At 41.9% G+C, this 20,694-nt stretch carries 16 protein-coding genes; 12 read left to right on the top strand and 4 right to left on the bottom strand.

The window, feature by feature from the left end:
* Window positions 1-112: 112 nt before the first annotated feature.
* A complete protein-coding gene (locus tag NST74_RS11045; protein ID WP_341112033.1) occupies window positions 113-3,226 on the bottom strand; it encodes a glycoside hydrolase family 2 TIM barrel-domain containing protein in 3,114 nt (1,037 codons plus the stop codon).
* A 116-nt stretch (window positions 3,227-3,342) separates the two neighbouring features.
* Here NST74_RS11045 and NST74_RS11050 point away from each other — a divergent pair, with 116 nt between their 5' ends.
* From NST74_RS11050 to NST74_RS11060, 3 genes are all read left to right on the top strand, one after another.
* Window positions 3,343-4,164, top strand: coding sequence for an AraC family transcriptional regulator (locus NST74_RS11050; protein ID WP_341112034.1), 822 nt, complete (start codon window positions 3,343-3,345; stop codon window positions 4,162-4,164).
* A gap of 208 nt (window positions 4,165-4,372) precedes the next feature.
* A complete protein-coding gene (locus NST74_RS11055; RefSeq protein WP_341112035.1) occupies window positions 4,373-5,278 on the top strand; it encodes a hypothetical protein in 906 nt (301 codons plus the stop codon).
* 194 nt (window positions 5,279-5,472) lie between these two features.
* Complete coding sequence (locus NST74_RS11060) at window positions 5,473-7,854, top strand: alpha-L-arabinofuranosidase C-terminal domain-containing protein (RefSeq protein ID WP_341112036.1); 2,382 nt, start codon at window positions 5,473-5,475, stop codon at window positions 7,852-7,854.
* 65 nt (window positions 7,855-7,919) lie between these two features.
* Here the strand turns inward: NST74_RS11060 and arfA are convergent, their stop codons facing one another.
* Entirely contained in the window at window positions 7,920-9,425 is a 1,506-nt protein-coding gene (gene arfA, locus NST74_RS11065) for an arabinosylfuranosidase ArfA (RefSeq protein WP_341112038.1), read from the bottom strand.
* Between the two features lie 149 nt (window positions 9,426-9,574).
* On the opposite strand from arfA, the gene NST74_RS11070 reads away from it, so the two are divergent.
* The 9 genes from NST74_RS11070 (at window position 9,575) to NST74_RS11110 (ending at window position 18,660) form a co-directional block, all read left to right on the top strand.
* Entirely contained in the window at window positions 9,575-10,477 is a 903-nt protein-coding gene (locus NST74_RS11070; protein WP_341112039.1) for an ArsR/SmtB family transcription factor, read from the top strand.
* Window positions 10,478-10,587: 110 nt separating this feature from the next.
* Complete coding sequence (locus NST74_RS11075; RefSeq protein ID WP_042126523.1) at window positions 10,588-11,598, top strand: LacI family DNA-binding transcriptional regulator; 1,011 nt, start codon at window positions 10,588-10,590, stop codon at window positions 11,596-11,598.
* Window positions 11,599-11,874: 276 nt separating this feature from the next.
* Window positions 11,875-12,816: an ABC transporter permease gene (locus tag NST74_RS11080; protein WP_341115871.1), complete on the top strand. Its 942-nt coding sequence runs from the start codon at window positions 11,875-11,877 to the stop codon at window positions 12,814-12,816.
* Window positions 12,817-12,830: 14 nt separating this feature from the next.
* The gene (locus tag NST74_RS11085; protein WP_042126526.1) at window positions 12,831-13,718 is read left to right on the top strand and encodes a carbohydrate ABC transporter permease; all 888 of its coding nucleotides are present in this window, start codon (window positions 12,831-12,833) and stop codon (window positions 13,716-13,718) included.
* Window positions 13,719-13,838: 120 nt separating this feature from the next.
* A complete protein-coding gene (locus NST74_RS11090; protein ID WP_042126527.1) occupies window positions 13,839-15,476 on the top strand; it encodes a sugar ABC transporter substrate-binding protein in 1,638 nt (545 codons plus the stop codon).
* A gap of 91 nt (window positions 15,477-15,567) precedes the next feature.
* Window positions 15,568-16,947: a glycoside hydrolase family 30 protein gene (locus NST74_RS11095; protein WP_341112042.1), complete on the top strand. Its 1,380-nt coding sequence runs from the start codon at window positions 15,568-15,570 to the stop codon at window positions 16,945-16,947.
* Window positions 16,948-17,058: 111 nt separating this feature from the next.
* Entirely contained in the window at window positions 17,059-17,487 is a 429-nt protein-coding gene (locus NST74_RS11100) for a hypothetical protein (RefSeq protein WP_341112043.1), read from the top strand.
* A 127-nt stretch (window positions 17,488-17,614) separates the two neighbouring features.
* Window positions 17,615-18,046, top strand: a complete 432-nt coding sequence (locus tag NST74_RS11105; RefSeq protein ID WP_341112046.1) for an RrF2 family transcriptional regulator — start codon at window positions 17,615-17,617, stop codon at window positions 18,044-18,046.
* 239 nt (window positions 18,047-18,285) lie between these two features.
* Window positions 18,286-18,660: a DoxX family protein gene (locus NST74_RS11110; RefSeq protein ID WP_341112048.1), complete on the top strand. Its 375-nt coding sequence runs from the start codon at window positions 18,286-18,288 to the stop codon at window positions 18,658-18,660.
* Window positions 18,661-18,750: 90 nt separating this feature from the next.
* Here the strand turns inward: NST74_RS11110 and thiD are convergent, their stop codons facing one another.
* Window positions 18,751-19,563: a bifunctional hydroxymethylpyrimidine kinase/phosphomethylpyrimidine kinase gene (thiD, locus tag NST74_RS11115; RefSeq protein ID WP_042187061.1), complete on the bottom strand. Its 813-nt coding sequence runs from the start codon at window positions 19,561-19,563 to the stop codon at window positions 18,751-18,753.
* 213 nt (window positions 19,564-19,776) lie between these two features.
* Entirely contained in the window at window positions 19,777-20,577 is an 801-nt protein-coding gene (locus NST74_RS11120) for a DUF4850 domain-containing protein (protein WP_341112050.1), read from the bottom strand.
* Window positions 20,578-20,694 lie beyond the last annotated feature (117 nt).

Below are 20,694 nucleotides of genomic sequence, written 5' to 3' on the forward strand. Positions count from 1 at the left end.
TAAATCAGGCGTGACCTCCGGAAATCAGGCAAGAGTAGTGGCGAAATAATAGGAATAAAGGCCGTCACTGATTGGTTTTTTCCAAACAGGACGGCCTTTTCATGTCGTTACTTTAGAGCAAAGTTAAGGTGAAACGGAAAGCATATGGTCGATTAGCCGGCAGAGTGAACTCTTCGTGGGTTGGTGCACCCCAGCTGTCGTCACCCCCAACTCCCATTTGCTTGTAGTTGACTCTCAGTACGGTTTTGTTCGAGACTGGCAATTTATATACGTGATCATGTGCTTCCAATTCCTCGGGTTTCCAAGGCAGAGCATTAATCTCCATAGGGATTACACTATCAAAATAAAGTCCTGATCCGTCGTTGCCATCTGTAATCGAAGCAAATCTGACATCTGTCTTATTGCCACACTCTTGCGGTCTGAGATAAGGGATGAACTGATCACTGACTTTACCCCTATAGCGGCCAAGTGGTGCTCCGGTCTGTCTGTCCCAATAATTCTCATGGGGTCCACGGCCGTACCATGAAAGGGTATCGAGTCTTCCATCCAGCACGAACATCATTCCGAACTCAGGAATTTCTGGAAGATCGCTACTACCCGGATTCAGTTCTTGCAGAATCTCTAATGACCCGTCAGGGCGAATCTCATACTGAACAAGGAGAGTGGAATACGGATTCGTTGGCAAAAGGTAAGTGGTGGCGACGAAACATAGATTTCCTTCGGTTCTATAGGTCATGTTTACTAGGTTCCGTTCATTAGAGGCTTGCTTCCACACTGCACAACGCTTTGGCAATCCATTGCCAAGATCATTATCTGTGACCGCTCTCCAGAAGTTAGGTCTTACAGGCTCAAGCAGATGTTCTTTACCGGAAGCATAGTATGAGCATAGCTCACCAGTTGTTGTATTAAAGTTTAGAGTGAAATTCCCACCCTGTACGGTCAATGCACCTTCATGTTCCTGCACATGTAACGTTCCATCCGTTGTCTTTGGAGCCTGTATCACGATACGCGGGGATAGAATAAACTGTTCCCAAGCGATTTCGTGTTCAGTATCAGCCCAAGAAGTTTCTGAACGCTGAATAAAGGAGAGATTCAGAATAGCTTCATGATCACCTCTATGTGAAATCAGTTCATAAGGGATAGTGCATTCAACGATTCCTCCTGGTGCAGCAGAGATTTGCAGCAAACCTTCTTGCGCAGTTACTCCGTCTAAAGCAACTTCCCATTTAAGTTCGTACTGTTCAATGTCGGTAAATAAAAAGTTATTACGAATCTGAAAGAGACCTTCACGGATATTTAAAGCCGTTACTTTAATATTTTGATAGCATTTTTTGACCTCAAATAGCTTTGGAGTAACCGAACGATCGGCAAAAAGTAATCCGTTTCCGCTAAAGTTTCCATCATGTGGCGACTCACCAAAGTCACCGCCATATGCTAAATATGGGACACCTTCGGATGTTTTGGTTTGGATAGCTTGATCCACCCAATCCCAAATAAAAGCACCTTGAAATACATCGTACTTGTCAAACATATCGGTGTATAGGTGTAGTCCACCGCAAGAATTCCCCATAGCATGACTGTATTCGCAGATGATATAAGGCTTCTGAGGATGACTTAGCGCATATTTTTCAACATCGTGCGGTTTAGCATACATAGTCGACTCTATATCACTAGCTGCTTCCGACTCTCTGCAATGGAAGATCCCTTCATAATGAACAGGTCGTGTTGGGTCAGCTTCTCTGAGATAGTCATGCATGGCGATGAAATTATCGCCGCCGTAGGATTCATTCCCCAGCGACCAGATGATAACCGAAGGATGGTTCTTGTCTCTTTGCATCATGGAGTTGCAACGGTCAATCACATTGGCCCGCCATTCCGGTTTGCTTGCAGGTACATTTCCCTCATGTATTCCTTGTTGCCCATATTGCCAAGTGCCGTGCGTTTCCAGATTAGTTTCATCGATAACATAAAGTCCGTATTCATCACAAAGCTCATACCAAACAGACTGATTCGGGTAGTGAGAGGTCCGAACCGCATTAATATTATGTGTTTTCATCAGTTTGATATCTCGGATCATGTCATCTTTGGATAGCGCACGTCCTGTGTCACAAGAGAACTCGTGCCGGTTAACACCTTTTAGTACAATTCTTTTGCCGTTGATCTTCATAAGTCCGTCTTTGATCACAAAGGTGCGGAATCCGACCTTACAGCTGACGGTTTCAGTAGTGTTTCCGTTGTCGTCAATCATGGAGAGAACTAATGTATACAGATACGGTGTCTCAGCACTCCACTTATATGGATCTTCTACATGCTCAGAAAGCTTGAAATGCTGAATATCCTCTTGATCAAAGGAAGTAACTGCAGATACTGGAGCCTTCCATACAGGCTGATCTTCTTTATTGTATAGCTGCATTTGGAGTGTATAAGGGTTTAGCTTCTGATTAAAGTAATTTTCCACTTTGATATATACGTTTAAATTCGCATGTACGAAATCTTCGTCTAGCACGGTATTAACGAAAAAATCAGCAACATGAACAGAAGGGGCGGTGTACAGATAGACCTCCCGAAAAATACCGCTAAGCCGCCAAAAATCTTGATCCTCCAGCCAACTGGCATCACACCAACGATAGACCTCGACAGCTAGTTTATTATCACCGGCTATTAAATAAGGGGTAATATCGAATTCCGAAGGTGTAAAGGTGTCTTCACAGTAACCGACCCGTTCTCCGTTTACCCATACATAGAAAGCGGATTCAACCCCCTGAAAGCTAAGGTATACAGGTTGACCGTTCCAGGATTCAGGTACAGTAAAGGTTCGTATGTACGAGCCTACTGGATTATATTTTGTCGGAGCAAAAGGTGGCTTGAGATCAGGTTCGGATTCCGCCCAAGGATATCGTACATTCGTATATTGCGGGTAATCATAGCCCTGGAATTGCCAGTGAGAGGGTACAGGAATCGTAGCCCAAGTGCTGCAATCGAAATCCGCTTTATAGAAATCTACGACCCGTTGATCCGGTGTTTCGGAAAAGGAGAACTTCCAAATACCATTGAGCGTTTTGTAATATGGCGAGGCTTCTTTATCCCCTGCCAAGGCTTGCGATAAATGGCTATAAGAAATCATGGAAGCATGGGCATCCAATCGATTTAGTTCAAAAATTTCCGGATTATTATTCCATTCTGGATAACCGTTTGCAGGAGGCTGATAAACAAATTTTGCTCGCATGAGTAAAACTCCTTTATAATAGTGATGTTATTATATTCATATTATAAATTGGAGTAATGTTAAGAGATATAAAAGATTTTTCATCACATATAACAAAATATGAAACGAGTGATTAAATGGATAGCAAAATAATCTTTTGCCAAACGGAAGATACGAATATGCTGCCGCTGTATGCTACAACCATTGGATTTTGGGAGCATCAGGCAGAAACCCTACGGCCCACCGGATTTCCAGATTATCAATTGCATCAGATCCACGAAGGAAAAGGTGAGCTTGTCATTCAGGAGAAACGATATATTGTGGGCGAAGGGGATGTCTTCTTTTTGTTTCCGAATATTACGCATTCGTATGCGCCAATCAGCAGTAAGTGGAAGCTGTCATGGATTTCATTCAATGGTAGAGAGGCCGGTCAAATGCTGCTGTACGCAGGAATCCGTGAATCAGGACCAGCAAGATTGAAGGAGGATAGGTGGCTAAATCCTTTAAAGGAAATGCTCCACTTGCCAGATAGCAATGAACTGGAAACGAATCTGGAACGATCCAAACAACTTTATGCGCTGCTGCTAGATTTAAAAAGAAACCTAGTCTCTCCTCTAAATGAGGCTCTTGAATTGGAGCGAATTAAGCCTGTGCTTCATCATATAGAAAGCAATTTACATAGGACGCTCCCATTAAAGGAGCTTGCGGAGGTAATCGCGGTATCGCCACAATATTTATGCAGGCTTTTTCAAAAAACAATCCATGATCGACCTGTAACCTATATCAACAAGCAGCGTATAAACTTGAGTAAACAACTAATGTTCAATGAACGAGATAAAAAAATGTATGAAATTGCTCAGTTAGTGGGCTTCGAAAATGCCAGCTACTTTTGTCTAGTGTTTAAGCGGTTGACTGGAATGAGTCCAGAGCAATTTAAACAGCTGCATGGTTTGGACTAGAGCCAATAGAGAATGCCTCTAAGCCCTATGATAAACGCTTACTTGTTAGCGTCTAGCACTCCATGATATAGTTTAATTGAGTTCATATGTTGTTTATTTCACGAATTCAATCATTCTTTTGTATAATTAGTATGTTTACCTGAATTCCATACATAGAACCAAATTCACGATCAGATATCCAGTTGAGCATCAGGAAGGAGTCATCAATTTGAATGAGAAATTAAAAGAGGCTTACGAACGTTTGGACTTGCCTGAAGATATTACCCGGGAGGAACTGAATAAAAAGTTTGAATTGCTCTTGAAACGCCGTAAATCAAATTCCTCAGAGACTGAGGCTGCAGCCTATGAAGAAGAGTTTCTAGCTTTCAAAACAATCCTAGACGGCTTGGATCAGAAGGAAATTCAAGAGGCTGAGGACAAGCGGCTAGAGAAATGGGGAGCCTTTTCCGGCATAGCGCGTAAATCGGAGAATTTCTTTAGGCTATACAAAGTCCATACTTTTGTATCTATCATTGTGCTGTTGGTACTAATCTTTGGAGGCAATGCACTTTATAATCAATATCAAGCTAAAAAATATGAAGCTTCACTCCCGCCAGTGGATGTAACTATCATGTTCCTAGGAAACTATGAATCCCAAGATCCATCAGGTAAGGATGAAGAGCTTAAACAAGAGATCGTCAATCGTTATCCAGCTTGGAAGCGGGTAAAGACGGAAGTCGTATACCTTCCCTCCACAGGCGGTGAAGGTGGAGGCGCGTTAGACATGACTTATATCCAGCGCGCGATGGCGATGCTTGCGGCGGATCGTCCGGATATTCTTATTTTGGATGATGCTACTTTTGATTGGATTGGGCAGCAACAAGGACTTAAGAATCTGGAGCCGTTCGTAAAATCAGCTGGACTACCTTTAGATGATATTCGTTTGAAACGTATAAAAAATACGGAGAACGGTGAAGAGTGGATCACTGGCGTAGATATTACAGATACGAAGTTTGCTACAGACCTTCCTATTCATTCTCGGAAGATGATCATCGGGGTGTTTGGAGAAGGTGAAGATAAGAACAAATCAACTGACTTTGTCGAGTTCTTAGTAGGGCAAATGACTGCTAAATAAATAAGAGTATAAATGGATTTGCGTTATAAAAGGCTGATGTTGTATGGATTTTCATACAATATCGGCCTTTTTGTTATTCATTCAAAGTATCTGAATTGACGAATGTGAAGTAAACTCACTATAATGATTTATATAGTTATGAACTAAGTAATATAAATATAAATTAAATTAATTTGACTAGGAGTGATGAGCTAATGAAGATGGAAGGAACTCTGACAATACATACACAGCAGCGTGGTGCAGCATTAGGTGATTTATTCGGGATCTTCTTCGAGGATTTAAATCATGCGGCAGATGGTGGCCTTTATGCTGAGCTGGTTCAGAACCGATCTTTTGAATTCGATCCGATTGATCGAGCGGATTATCATGCGTTGATGGCTTGGGGGCCTGTAGGTCGTGGAGGTGGGAAGACCGTCATCACGGTGGAGGATAGCAATCCCTTGAATGAACGTAATCCACATTATGTAGCCATTGATATTGTGGCTGAAGGTGACGGCGTTGGGCTGATGAATCTTGGATTCAATAGTGGCATTCCTGTAAAAGAAGGCGAGAATTATAAGTTCTCGGTATATGCTCGTCGGGAAACAAGCTTTGATATGCCTCTTACCATAACCATTGAAAGTATAAATGGGACTATTTATGGTGAAGCGAAAATAGCCGTGAATAACTCCGAATGGACTCGATACGAAGCAGTTATTAAGGCTAATGCTACGGATACTAGCTCACGTCTTGTAATCGTTACCAAAGGGAGCGGCAAGGTATATCTGGACATGGTTTCTCTGTTTCCGGAGAAGACCTTTATGAACAGACCTGGGGGCATGCGTGAAGACATTTCACGATTACTAGCCGACTTAAAGCCTAAATTCATGCGGTTTCCGGGAGGCTGTCTGGTGCATGACGGTTCATTGAATCCAGACGACAGAGATTCCATGTACAGATGGAAAAATACAATCGGGGATGTGGCACAAAGGCCGGCAAGGCGGAATAACTGGTCCTATAATCAGACGCTTGGGTTAGGTTATTTTGAATATTTTCAGTTCTGTGAGGATATTGGAGCCAAACCGATTCCCGTAATTCCGGGCGGCTACGATCCACATCATAAACGTATGGTGCCGCTGGACGAATTAACGCCCTGGGTAGAGGATGCACTGGATTTGATCGAATTTGCCAATGGGGATTTATCAACGGAATGGGGAAGTATACGTGCGGAGCTTGGTCACCCGGAACCTTTTGGATTAGAGTATATCGGCATCGGTAATGAAGAGGTAGGCGCACCCTTTTTCGAGCGATATCCTTACTTTCATCAAGCCATTAAAGAGAAATATCCGGAAATCAAGGTCATCAATTCGAGTGGTCCATTCTCAGCAGGTAAGGAATATGATCGGGGCTGGACATCGGCAAAAGAGAATAAGTCTGATTTTGTAGACGAGCATTATTACTGTACACCAGAATGGTTCCTGGCGAATCATCACCGTTATGATGACTTTAAGGCTGATGAACCGAAAGTGTTCTTAGGCGAATATGCTTCATGGGGCAATACGTATTACAACGCGCTGGTGGAGGCGGCTTTTATGACGGGGCTTCAGAATAACGCGCATGCGGTTGGTTTGGCATGTTATGCGCCTATGCTCTGCAATGTGGATTATATCAACTGGAAGCCGGATCTAATCTGGTTTAATAATCATGAGGTGTATGGAACTGCGAACTACTATGTTCAAAAGCTATTCATGAACCATCAAGGAGATCAGCTACTCGAGATAGAAGCGAACGACTTCACAGCACCCGAGGAACGTACAGTTGAAGCGATCACAGGAGCGATTAGCTTGGGCGTGGATGCATCCGCTGCCCGGTTCTCCGAGATCACTTTGGTTAACAATGTTACTGGAGAAGTGAAGTCGTATTCTGATCTGTCAGAAGAGATATCAAATCTCCCGGACCCTGCTCAGAACGGAACGACCAAACGAATATTAGATCTTGGTGAGACGGGGTGGGATAGCTATACCTTGAATTTCAAGGCTACTAGAACCGCAGGGAATAAAGGGTTTGTGTTCTATTTTGGCAAAGCAGATGATCAGAATCATTTGTTATGGGAACTGGGCGGCTGGCAGAATCAGGATTCCATAGTGGCTTCTATCATTAACGGGAGAAACTCAGTTCTGACGCATACGATGTTTTCGGTTGAAACTGACGTAGAATATGATCTGAAGCTAGAAGTATCAGGCAGACATATTCGTTCTTACATTAACGGAGAGCTAATCAATGAAACAGAGGACAAACCTCCGGTCATCGAACCGCTGTATTATACAGCAAGTGTGGAAGCTGCCACAGGGGATATCATTCTTAAGACAGTGAACGTACAAGAGAACAGCGTTTCTGCTGAGATTGTATTAGAAGGGCTGGCAACAAAGGACTTGTCGGTCGAGGTGTATGAACTGTCGGGTTACCAGCTTGAGGACGAAAATAACTTCGAGAATAAGGAGCTTGTCTCCCCTAAGCAAACTAATTTCACAATTGTGGGAAGCACCTTTTCTTATGAGTTTCCAAAGCAATCCGTAACGATTTTTAGAATAAAATAAAACTACAAACGCCCCTCTGAATCTTTAGTGTTACATAGATTCAAGGGGCGTTTATGTGCGCTTGTCTAGCTGTTCACCCGGAGACGGATCACGTTCCAGGATGCTTTTGCGAGAAGGGCCTTCACATGTCCACCTTCAAATGTAGCATTTCCTTGGCTAGGGATTACGTTATGGGGGTTGGATTTGGTATTTACAGCTTTAATCTCTTCATGTTTCAGTACAATATGCTCAATGATGTTAACGGAATTAAAGCTGCGTAGGTCCACGTCCAGTTCAAGTCCCTCGGATAAATGACGATTTACCGCAAAGACAGTAACTTCATTCTGCTCCTCGTTGTATACACTGATGGCTTCCAAGTAAGGCACATCACTAAAATCTTTAGAATCGTATTTAGGGCTGGAGATCAACGGATGAAGCACGGTTCCACGGCCATATAGGGATGCATGCAGATATGGATAATAAGTGGTCTGAAGCCACAGGGGACCGCCATTTTCAGTCATAATAGGGGCAATAACATTAATAAGCTGAGCGATGCAAGCCATCTTTACACGATCCGCATGTTTTAGTAATGTAATGAGACAGCAGCCCACGACCAGTGCATCTTCTAGTGTGTATACATCTTCAAATTCGGGTGGAGCGATCTGCCAATGTTTTTCGGCACGACTGCTACCTTGCGACTTCCACACATTCCATTCATCCAAGGAAAGATTAATTTTCTTCTTGCTCTTTTTCTTAGCTTGAATATAATCACAGGTAGCAGCTACACTGTTGATGAAGTGATCCATATCCATTGAGCGGGCTAGAAAATTAGGAGTATCATCTTCGTTGTTGTTGTAGTAAGTATGCAGTGAGAGGTAGTCTACGTTCTCATAAGAAAGATCTAGCACGGTAGCTTCCCACTCTGCAAAAGTGTCCATACCGCTGCCGGAACTGCCGCATGCTACAAGCTCTAGGGTTGGATCTACCCAGCGCATCGCCTTCGCTGTTTCGTTCGCTAAGCGACCATATTCAGCCGCTGTTTTAGCGCCAATCTGCCAAGGGCCGTCCATTTCATTACCCAGACACCAGGTCTTGAAGGCATGAGGTTCTTTATATCCATGGGAAATTCGCAGGTCACTATAGTAGGATCCGGAAGGATGGTTGCAGTACTCTACTAGGTTTCTAGCTGCGTCAATGCCGCGAGTGCCCAGGTTAACCGCCATCATGACTTCAGAGCCAACGAGTTTAGCCCAATCAGCAAATTCATTAGTGCCCACTTGATTCGGTTCTGTTGTCCACCAAGCTAGTTCTAGGGAATGCTTACGTTCGTTCTTAGGCCCAACACCGTCTTCCCAGTTGTAACCGGATACAAAATTTCCGCCGGGATAACGAATGATAGGCACATTTAGTGCTCGGATAGCTTCAATGGCATCTGCTCGAAAACCATTGAGATCTGCAGTAGGGTGACCTGGATCATAAATACCACCATATACGGCCCTGCCTAAATGCTCGATGAAGGAGCCGTAGATTCGGGTGTCTACTTCTGATAGTTTAAAATCCTTGTCAATAATCATAGTGGATTTAATCGTCATGAATACATATCTCCTTCAAATAGAATTAATATTATTATTAACTGATAAAGCGATTTATGATTACATAGTACTTAGAATAAGATATGATAAGCAATCAAATAATTTAGGATTCGTAAAAATACTAATTCAAAGGCATGGGAGATAACGGAATGCACTTAACTACAGATACTGAATCGCTTCGGGTCTACGAAGCACTAGCAAGTGAAGTCAGGCTAAGGATAATCGAACTACTGGACCGCAAAGAAATGCATATTAAAGAGCTGGCAGCCGAACTCTATCTAAGCAGTGCGATAGTTAGCACCCATGTTGCCAAGCTGCAAAAAGCAGGTCTGATTAGCTCTAAAATGAGACGTGTGGATGGAGGGACATATAAGTACTGTTCATTGTCTACCAACTACCTGCAGATTAAATTATCAGGTTCTCGGGGAATCGCTAGAAAGGTTGTTGAGGTTTCGATTCCTGTAGGACAGTATACTGATGTTCAGGCATCACCTACTTGCGGAATTGCAACTACAGACAAGTTAATCGGATATTATGATGATCCACGTTATTTCCTGGACCCAGAGCGAGTGAACGCTGGTATTTTATGGTTTGCTAAAGGGTATATCGAATATAAGGTTCCTAATTATCTGTTTAAGGATCAGGTCGTGCAGGAGATAGAAATTTCTATGGAGATCGGTTCTGAGGCTCCGCATGTAAATGAGAAATGGCCGTCGGATATTGCTTTTGCTATGAATGGACAGGATTTAGGGAAATGGACAAGTCCAGGAGATTTCGGCCTAACTAGAGGACGATTAACCCCTGCTTGGTGGAATTCAGATGTTAACCAATATGGTTTGCTGAAGGTGCTGCGGATTAATGCAGGTGGAACATTTATAGATGGGCAGCAAATATCAGCGGTGACACTTGATGATGTACTTGTAGAACAGGACCAGTGGACATTTCGTTTAAGTGCAGAGGATAGCGGACGTAGAAGAGGTGGATTAACATTATTCGGGCGTGGATTTGGGAACTATGAGCAAGATATGGTGTTCAGAGTCTATTATGAATAATTCGAAATAGAAAAATAAAAAAAATAAAAAAACATATTGTAATGAAAACGTTTTTATGTTAATTTAGATCTATAAAAACGTTTTTATTCGTAAAGGAAGATTGAATCATTATGGAAAAGGTAACTATTAAAGATGTTGCCAGAGAGGCAGGAGTCTCCATTTCTACGGTCTCTAACGCATTAAATGACGTAGATGTATTAAACCCGGAGACGAAATCACATGTTCTTAAGGTCGCGAAGCAATTAAATTATGTTCCGAACCTAAATGGCAAGCTCCTAAGGAACGGAAAAACTAAAATGCTAGGTTTTTTTACGACGAGTGTATCGGGTCCATACTTCTATAAGCTGGTGGAGTCCATGTCTCGTGAATGTGATCGGTTAGGTTATGGGCTAAATGTATTTGTTACAAAGGATAAACAAGTCATTATGAGCAATATTCTAGGCCGGCGTGTAGATGGTGTCATTATCTACGAAGAAATGAGAATTGATGAAGAAGAAATTGCTGCAATGGTGAAAGATAAGATCAAAGCAGTGTTTCTGGATCGGCCGCTTAAGAATGATACGATGGGAAGTGTGATCTTCGATTCCTTTGAAGCGGGGTACGAAGCAACCAAATATTTAATCAGTCTGGGACACAAGAAAATTGCTTACATATCTGGTGTGGATGAGATGTATGACAGTGTTCAGCGGAAAGAAGGATACTTGGCCGCCTTGCGTCAATATCAGCTTCCAACGAACGAAGAGTATATTATACAAGGATATTTTGAAGAAGAGAGCACCTATAACGCTATTAAGTCTTTAGTTCACTTGAGTCCTGATAAAATACCGGATGCTTTTCTAGCAGGGAATGATTTGAGCGCTATTGGATGTATTCAAGCTTTGAAATCGCATGGATACGAAGTCCCGTTAGAGATAAGCGTTATGGGATTTGACGACATTGATATTGCCCAGTATTTCTCACCGCCATTAACTACAGTAAGAAATCAAATTGCCAGACAAGGTATTCTATCCGTTAATCACCTGGTTCGCATGATTCAGAAGAAGGAACAAGGCGAAATGATGAAATTGACAGGCGAATTGATTGTACGTGGTTCTACTCAAGTGAAGATTGATCGGTACTAATGCTTTCAAGAAGGGCAACAAGAGGGTATCCGATCTTTTTTTAAATATAAGAAAGTATAAGTTTGCACCTATACTTTATTTCTTATATTTCTCGCTTAAACGCATATCGTCTGATAAGGACGCTGAAGGCGTTTATGCTTGATAATTTTATTGCTTTTAGGAGGTTTTTTTTTCGAAGAAATAAAAACGTTTTTATCGTTTTGGGGATCATGATTTGGAGGGGAGAAGAAAAACGTGGATAAATTAGCCGTAGTGCCAGTGAACGGGAAGAATCCAATGAGTAGTAAGAAACCTATGGGACAGAGGGTCAAAGAATTTGTGATTGATTATAAGAGACAATGGGAAATCCAGTCCATGATCATTCCAGGAATTATTTTTATGATTATTTTTTGTTTCATTCCTATTTACGGATTGACGATTGCTTTTAAGAGTTACACAGTAATTGATACGCTCGATTCTGCACCGTGGGTTGGGCTTGATAATTTCAGAATTATTTTATCAGACAAATATTTTTGGGATGCTGTAGTAAATACCTTGGGGATCAGCTTTCTGAAATTAGCCATAGGTTTTATTATTCCTATTATTCTATCCGTTATGATTTACGAGTTGAGCGCTGGACGCTTTAAGAAATTAGTACAAACGATCTCTTATTTACCCCACTTTTTGTCATGGATCGTTCTGGGCGGGATGTTGATTGCTTGGTTCTCTTCATCCGGAATGATTAATGAAATGCTGCTCAATTTAGGAATCATCTCGAAACCGGTAAATATTTTACTCGATGCGAACAAGTATTGGTGGATTGCAACGTTATCGGATATTTGGAAAGAGGCAGGTTGGGGAACGATTTTATACCTAGCCATCATGTCGAAAATTGATCCTACTTATTATGAAGCTGCCAAAATAGATGGGGCCAGTCGTATGAGACAAATTTGGAATATTACCCTCCCTAACATGAAGCCGATTATCAGTTTAAACCTTATTCTGACTGTAAGCGGTTTATTAGGATCGAATCTAGATCAAACCTTGGTCTTGATGAATTCTCAGAACCGTGAAAAAGCAGAAGTAATTAATTCTTATGTGTATCGAATGGGTATGACGCAAGGTGACTTCTCTTATGCAACCGCTGTTGGTTTAGGTGTCTCCATCGTATCAGTGATCCTATTGATTAGTGCCAACAAAGTATCTAGCAAATTAAATGATAATCAATCAGTTCTGTAAAAGGAGGCATTTCTGTGAATCGGACGGTAGCTAAAGAAGATCTCGACAGTCGAATCTTTAATACCATAAACATTATCTTGCTCTGTATTTGTACTGTAATTATCGTTGTTCCTTTATGGAATGTGGTCATATCATCCTTAAGTTCAGGTAAGGCGCTTGCGGAAGGCGGATTTATATTTTGGTCTCCTGAGTTCTCCTTAGAAAATTATCGGGCTGTATTTAAAGACGAGACGATTGGTCTAGCATTCCTGGTCTCAATTGCCAAAACGTTCATCGGTGTCATTACCCACGTATTCTTTTGCGCGATGATCGGTTATGGGTTGAGTAAAAAATACATACGTGGCCGCAAGCTGTACGTTGCCATGGGTGTTGTCACCATGTTCTTCTCGGGTGGTATGATCCCAACGTATTTATTGATTAAGTCACTTGGTCTATTGAACAGCTTTTGGGTTTATATTATCCCGGCCTTGTTCAGTTATTATGATGTGGTTATTCTAATGAACTTCTTTAGAAACGTTCCGGATTCACTTGAAGAGTCAGCCAAAATCGATGGTGCAGGTGACTGGCGTATTTTCCTAAAGATATTTATCCCTCTTTCCATGCCGGCTATGGCTACGATTGCGTTATTTAACGGGGTTGGGCAATGGAATGACTTTATGACCACCAAGTTATACATTACCGATCAAGCACTCTATCCGCTGCAGATGAAGCTCTATGAAATCATCGTTCAGTCTCAAACGCAATCCATGCAAAATGTCGGTGGATCTGCCATTATCGAAACTACGACTAAAGGGGTTCAACTAGCAACAATTGTCATTACAACTTTGCCGATTGTTGTGATGTATCCAATATTACAAAGGTACTTTATTTCAGGAATGATGATGGGGGCGGTTAAAGAATAGAAAGTTAGGAGGTTTTTTTATAGCAAACACTTATGTGCGAAGTGATCCATAGGAAGTGTAGCTAGCACAATTAGATCTACACTTCCTGTACTTACAAAACTTTTTAGGGGGAAACAAGAAATGAACAAAGCATTTGGGAAAAAAGGACTCAAACTTTGTACTGCGCTTATGGCTGTTGTATTGGTATTTACCGGTTGTGGATCGAAGGGGAGTTCTGATAACTCCAGCAAAGAACTGAGCTCCATTGAAGGTCGTTATACGATTGACCCGGAAACACCGGCTTGGAAGCTGGATACAAAAGAAGAGACCACAGATCTTACTTGGTACGTGAATGCAGATTGGTGGAATACTGATTTCGGCAAGGACCTCGTTACAAAGAAAATTAAAGAGGATTTAAATATCAATATTAAATTTATTACTGGGGACGACACGAAGTTAAATACTATTTTTGCTGGTGGCGAAATGCCTGACTTGTTGACTGTACTTGATTCCAACTCTCCTGTGGTACAAAAAGCTTCAACATGGGCGCTGCCTTTGAATGATCTGGCGGATAAATACGATCCTTATTTCAATAAAGTAGCTGCAAAAGATACAATGAACTGGTTCCAATTAGCTGATGGAAAGACTTATGGCTATCCTAACTACTCGAATACACAAAACGATTATGATAGCGGTAACATTCCTGCGAAAACAGCATTTGTCATCCGTAAGGATGTTTACGAAGCGATTGGAAAACCAACCATTGGTACTCCGGAAGAATTCAAGAGTGCTATGCAACAAATCAAAAAGCAGTTCCCAGAAATGATTCCGTTTGGATTTAACTCCATTGGTACAGGTACTGGTTCCTTGGGAGATGTACTACAGGACTTCATCGGCGTACCGATGGAAACTGAGAATGGTGAATTCTACAACCGTAATCTGGATGAGGATTACTTGACTTGGTTAAAAACGTTAAATGAAGTCTACAGAAATGGTGACATCAGTGATGACAGTTTTGCTGATGACGGAACAGGCTTTGAAGAAAAATTAAAATCTGGTAAATATGCAACGCTGCTGCTGGATGGAACGCCTCAACAAAGCGGTAACCTGCAGATCTTCATGACTGGAAATCCAGGCAAAGAATATATCGCTATTGATGGACCGCAAAGCACAGTTGGACATGAGCCAACGTTGAATCAGTCAGGAATTACTGGTTGGATGATCAGTTTCATTACTAAAAAGGCTAAAGACCCTGCTAAAGCCATTCAAGTGTACACGTATTTGCTTAGTGAAGAAGGACAGAAGCTTATGAACTACGGTATTGAAGGAGAGACCTATAAAGTTAACGAGGCCGGTAAAATTGAATTCTTACCTGAAATCAAAGATCTTCAATTGAACAATGCGGATAAATTTAAAAAAGATTACAGGATGGGCGAATTTATGTTCTTCGGACATGACCGTGATAAAGCATTGAGTAATGATGCATTCGCAGAGTCGATTAAACAAATGCAAGAATGGGGCAAAGGAAAGATGAAACCTCACTTCATTCTGGAAAATATCAACCCTGCTCAAGGCACGCCTGAAGCGCGCAGTCTAACTGCAATTGATGCTACTTGGAATACTACTCTTGTAAGTTTAATTCGTTCAAAGGATGATGCTACATTTGAAAGCACTTTGGCTGCTTATAAAACATTCTTGAATGAAAACAACTGGGATAAGATCGTAGAAATTCGTACTGAAAAAATGAAGAATAACAAAGAAAAATTAGGTCTTAAATAAGCAGCAGTCGGACGGGGCCCCTTTGCCGGGGCCTTATCATTACAGGAGTGATCAACACAGCAAGATATATAGAAAAGTGGAGGGAAACAACATGACAAAACTGAAAATTTATCAATCTACAGGGGAGAACGAATTGTTTGTAGAGCAAACACTAGAACAATTAACTCCAATAGCTTCAGATGAGACAGTCACCACTGTAAACCTTGATGAGAATCAAACCTTTCAGGAAATGGATGGGTTCGGGGCATCCTTTACGGATTCATCCGCCTATTTGATTAACCAAGTGCTAGACAATGAACAGAAAAAAGAAGTCATGAGCAAGCTTTTTGATTCCCAAGATGGAATCGGCTTGTCGGTATTAAGAAATCCAATGGGAGCATCGGATTATGCCAGATCTATTTATAGCTATGACGATATGCCTGCACAGGAAACCGATACGGAATTAACTCGGTTCTCCATCGCACACGATGAAGCTGATATTATCCCTTTGTTACAACAAGCACTGGAACTTAACCCTGAGATTAAGCTGATGGCTTCGCCTTGGAGTGCACCAGGCTGGATGAAGACTAGCGGATCGATGATCGCCGGTGAACTTAAACAAGAATATTACCAGGCTTATGCCGATTATTTTGTACGATACATTCAAGCATTTGAAAAGCACGGTCTGCCAACGTATGCAGTAACCCCGCAGAACGAGCCTCTTTTTGAACCAAAGCACTATCCTAGTATGTTAATGTTGCCAGAGGCGCAAAGAGATTTCATTAAAAACTATCTGAAGCCCAGCTTCGTGAAACATAACATTAACACAAAAATTCTCTGCTATGACCACAACTGGGATCGTCCGGATTATCCATTAACCGTGCTGGATTATGCAAAAGATGAAGTAGACGGTGTAGCTTGGCACTGGTATGGTGGGAATGCGTCAGCACAATCAGAGGTTCTGAAAGCTTTTGCAGATAAAGAAGTACACTTTACAGAAGGTTCTGGTGGCGAATGGATTCCTCCGTTTGAACAAGCCTTCTCGAATGTAATGAGAACAGGGATTGATATTCTTAGAAACCATAGTAAATCCTTTGTCTTGTGGAATATGGCCTTAGATGAGAAGAACGGTCCCACTGTACCGGGCTTTGGCAAAAGTACCTGTCGCGGTGTTGTGACGGTCAACCAAGAGACTAAAGAACTTACGTATACGCTGGACTACTATGCTCTGGCACACTTCAGCAAATTCATTCGTCCTAAGGCTGTACGTATTGATGCTTCCACTAACCAAGAAGTAATTCGTTCCGTAGCTTTTAAGAATACAGATCACTCTATTGCGGTTGTTCTGTTCAACGATAGTGAGAAGGATGAGAATGTAACAGTGAGCTTGCAAGGTAAAAAGGATGAGAATGTAACAGTGAGCTTGCAAGGTAAAGAAGATTTATCGTTCCGTTTAGCCTCAAAAAGTGCCTTATCGATTTTAATAAAATAATGTCCATGAAGTGCTCGGATTTTAATTCGAGTACTTTTTTTGTCAAAAAACGCATAAAAAATCAGTGTTCGTAAATCTTAAACGCATCCCTATAGCGAGGAGACATGAGCATTGAACCGAAAGTTTGTACTGACGCTGCTAGTTCTGTGTTTGATGATTACTGGTGGTTCTAGTATTTTTGCTGTTAAAAGTGTGCTACCTGTAAAGAGTGAAACAACCAAATGGGCGGTGGAGCTTCATAAAAGTAAATTGCCTTCTCCACAACCGGAAAAATATAAGAGCTACGAGCTATTAGTCACCAACATAAGTGAAGATACGATGGATGTAACTTTCGAGTTGTATCGACCCGTGCAAGAGCCTCTTCAAGAACAAATCATCTTAACAGATCCATTTAGCTATGATATGAGACCGGATGAAACGGTTAGTTTTAGCCATTTTTTTGTGAAGAATGGGGCTAAAGAATTGGAAGTCGTACTCTCGTGGAATGATCAGAATGGACGAAAGCATAAGCAGAGTTTTAAGTTTACGAATTTTGAATAATGGATCATAGAAACGCTGAATATTACAGGGCATACTCCAATGGAATGTGCCCTTGTTGGTTTGCTCCAACCCTTGTTTTACTCTATAATGTGCTTTATATAATTGCAGTTGAAAGGGGAGATGGGGCATGAGTACAGCTAATCGTGGAGTGAACATCGGACCTCCCCGTTTTAAAATAGCGGTACATTCGATCGTTTGGCTGGCTAAAAGCGGAAGCATCTTGTCTAGTGCAATGATTGCAAGCCAAGTCAATTCACACGCGACCTTTATGCGTAGAGTGATGCAGTCTTTGGCAACTGCCGGAATCGTAGAGTCCAAAGGTGGAAGAGAAGGTGGGTATGTTCTTCTGAAATTTGCCGATGAGATTACATTAGGTGAGATTTATGAGGCAGTTAGTACAACGGTGGAGGAGCCTGAAGTGGATCTGGCGTGTGGAGCAAGTGCCTTACTCGATGTCGAGTTAGAAAGGATTCTCCAGGAGACGGAGCTACGGACGATTGAGTATTTACGTAAATATACGATTGCTAATGTGATGGAGCGGGTAGAGTTTTTTTCTTAATATTTTTATTTAATAATAAAATAGCTGGTTATTTTTTTGGCTACTATAATTAAGTGAGTTGCAGTCAGCAGCACTGCAATTTTATTTTGTAGGTATTGTGCTTAAGGTAAGCACATATAATAACTAGGGGGAACAAACGAAGCGGAGTAGCATAGGTATCCACTGTCTTATAGCAGGGAATTCTTTTGCATTAATATGTGCTTGTCATTGTTGCAAATATATTTTGGGGAGAGATGACAATGAATATTGTAGCCATCGTTTTGCAAAGCTTGCTGGTACTTGCTTTCGTTATGGCAGGATCGGGAAAAGCAGCGGGTTCAAAAATGCATGTGGACAACTTTAAAAAATGGCGTTTACCACAATGGTTTCGGGTGGTAACAGGACTCGTTGAGCTTGTCGCCGCGGCAGCTTTGGTTGTTGGTTACTGGGAGCCGAGTTGGGCAGCGGCAGGAGCACTTTTACTTGGAGTTACTGCTATTGGTGGAGTTCTGACTCATATTCGCGCCAAAGATTCGTTCAAACTATGCTTTCCGATTATTTTGCTTGGTGTGTTAGCTTTTATCGTATTTGTCATCCGTCTTTCCGATCTGAGTGACTTTCCAGGGTTTAATTAATTATACTTGCACCATAAAAAATGGCAGTTCAGTGTTGAATTTCAGCATCTGGACTGCCATTTTATGTTTCTGGAGCTTAAGCCCAGAGTTCTAGCGCTCTAAACGATAGCCACCATGAAATACAGGACCCACATATTCATTGAATGCAAAGCCATTGCGAATGGCTGCGGAGACAAAATCTTTAGCTTTTGCTACAGCTTCATGAACGGACAGACCGTTAGCTAAACCGCCTGTAATAGCAGCGGCGAAGGTACATCCAGCCCCATGATTGTGAGCAGGTTCGATTTTGGCTGTTTGAAATACGGTGTACTCAGCACCGTCGAAGAAGACATCAATCGCTTGATCGCCCCCGAGTGCTTTGCCGCCTTTAACCACGACATTACTTGCTCCGAGCTTATGAATCAGACGAGCAGCTTCTTTCATATCCTCTAGGGTAGAAAGTTTGCCAAGACCTGAAAGAACGCCCGCTTCAAACAGATTTGGTGTAACCACGGTGGCAAGTGGCAGCAGTAAATCACGAATAGCCTCCGCGCTGTCTGGGTTCAAGACTTCATCTTCACCCTTGCAGACCATGACCGGATCAATCACTACATTGGTTTGTAGATTTTCTTTGATCGCTTGCTCAGCAACACGCACAATTTCAACACTTCCCAGCATACCTGTCTTCATGGCATTTACTGGACCACCTGCGAAAATAGTTTTTAGCTGCTCAGCAACAATGGAGGCGTCAATTGGATAAACATTATGGTGCCAACCGTTGTCCGGGTCCATTGTAACGATAGTTGTCAAGGCACTAAAGCCGTAGGTACCATACTCTTCAAATGTTTTTAGATCCGCTTGGATGCCTGCGCCACCACTGGAGTCGCTGCCTGCAATAGTTAGAGTTTTAATAATTTGAGTCATGGTAACGTCCCCTTTATATATGTCTGAATTTATAAACAACGCATTGCTTTGATTATAACAAAAAATAACACCTACGTCTTTCTAAATGCAGAAGCAAACCTTGAAAAAACATTCATCTAGAAATTCCCCATGATTAGTCCGACTTTTCCCCGTTTGGGTCAGCGATGAAGAGCGGTCCATGATGATCTGTAAAAAACTTCATCAGGGTCTCTATTACTTCCTGTTTCGGGGCTGTTTGAGATTGATGTATTTCAATATTGCGGAATAAATAACCCCATTCACCTTTATCGTAATAGGCGGCACCCTCGGCTTGATAGCCGTTTGTTTCTGCTGGAAGTGTATACTGACAGTACGAGCTTCAGCTCCTGCCGATCCTAAAGTATGCTGTTCGCTGAACTTAAGAGGATTATAAATTGTAAATCCCATTTCATTAGCCCATTTGTCTTTGTTCGGAAAATAGGTTCCTATTCCAGTGATAGCACAGCCTACACAACCCCAAGCATTATCTGAATAGTTCATGTTTTGTGCCGGGTTGCTTGGATCCTGAAAGGTAACCCCATACGAACCATTAGCACCAACAACAGCAGTGGCCAGCCATCCAGCAGGTGCAAGCAGAACATAACCTCCACCGATATCAGGTCTATAGACGAGCGTTGCTTCGATTTGGTTTTTCATTTCTTGAGATAAGGCAAAGGTCATTTCAGGAATGGGGGGAACCTCTGTATTTACATTTACGTCGCCACTATCGATATTTATTTGCGCCAGCGTGGTGTGCAATGGAATGCGGATCGGTTCATTATCGGGATCGCTGCTAGGAAAATCGAGCCCATTTTGAGAGACGGTAGGTTCGTTATTTGCTTCATTATTTGTTTGTGCGTCGGTGGATGCGGGTGGAATGGTAGGTGTTCTCCAGTCGAAGCCTTTATATCCAATCAACAGCACAAGTGCCATTACGACGCACAATATTGAAGTTAAGATCCAGCCATTTCTAACGCGTCTTCGTTTTGATTTCATATATCGGTACCTCCTTTGATCTTATTAATATAGACCTAAAAATGAAGTGGAAAGTTTCTTGTGAAAATAAGAAATTATAAGATTCACACTATACATAGCCCTTATTTTCTGAAGTAC

This window comes from Paenibacillus sp. FSL F4-0125 (genome assembly GCF_038008565.1).
Taxonomy (GTDB): domain Bacteria; phylum Bacillota; class Bacilli; order Paenibacillales; family Paenibacillaceae; genus Paenibacillus_AQ.

What these genes read in the sequence shown, in the direction of transcription:
- NST74_RS11105 (WP_341112046.1), top strand. Translation starts at nt 17,615, where the DNA reads ATGAGTACAGCTAATCGTGGAGTGAACATCGGACCTCCCCGTTTTAAA.
- NST74_RS11050 (WP_341112034.1), top strand. Translation starts at nt 3,343, where the DNA reads ATGGATAGCAAAATAATCTTTTGCCAAACGGAAGATACGAATATGCTG.
- NST74_RS11045 (WP_341112033.1), bottom strand. Translation starts at nt 3,226, where the DNA reads ATGCGAGCAAAATTTGTTTATCAGCCTCCTGCAAACGGTTATCCAGAA.
- NST74_RS11120 (WP_341112050.1), bottom strand. Translation starts at nt 20,577, where the DNA reads ATGAAATCAAAACGAAGACGCGTTAGAAATGGCTGGATCTTAACTTCA.
- NST74_RS11110 (WP_341112048.1), top strand. Translation starts at nt 18,286, where the DNA reads ATGAATATTGTAGCCATCGTTTTGCAAAGCTTGCTGGTACTTGCTTTC.
- NST74_RS11095 (WP_341112042.1), top strand. Translation starts at nt 15,568, where the DNA reads ATGACAAAACTGAAAATTTATCAATCTACAGGGGAGAACGAATTGTTT.
- thiD (WP_042187061.1), bottom strand. Translation starts at nt 19,563, where the DNA reads ATGACTCAAATTATTAAAACTCTAACTATTGCAGGCAGCGACTCCAGT.
- NST74_RS11060 (WP_341112036.1), top strand. Translation starts at nt 5,473, where the DNA reads ATGAAGATGGAAGGAACTCTGACAATACATACACAGCAGCGTGGTGCA.
- NST74_RS11070 (WP_341112039.1), top strand. Translation starts at nt 9,575, where the DNA reads ATGCACTTAACTACAGATACTGAATCGCTTCGGGTCTACGAAGCACTA.
- NST74_RS11075 (WP_042126523.1), top strand. Translation starts at nt 10,588, where the DNA reads ATGGAAAAGGTAACTATTAAAGATGTTGCCAGAGAGGCAGGAGTCTCC.
- arfA (WP_341112038.1), bottom strand. Translation starts at nt 9,425, where the DNA reads ATGACGATTAAATCCACTATGATTATTGACAAGGATTTTAAACTATCA.
- NST74_RS11090 (WP_042126527.1), top strand. Translation starts at nt 13,839, where the DNA reads ATGAACAAAGCATTTGGGAAAAAAGGACTCAAACTTTGTACTGCGCTT.
- NST74_RS11080 (WP_341115871.1), top strand. Translation starts at nt 11,875, where the DNA reads ATGAGTAGTAAGAAACCTATGGGACAGAGGGTCAAAGAATTTGTGATT.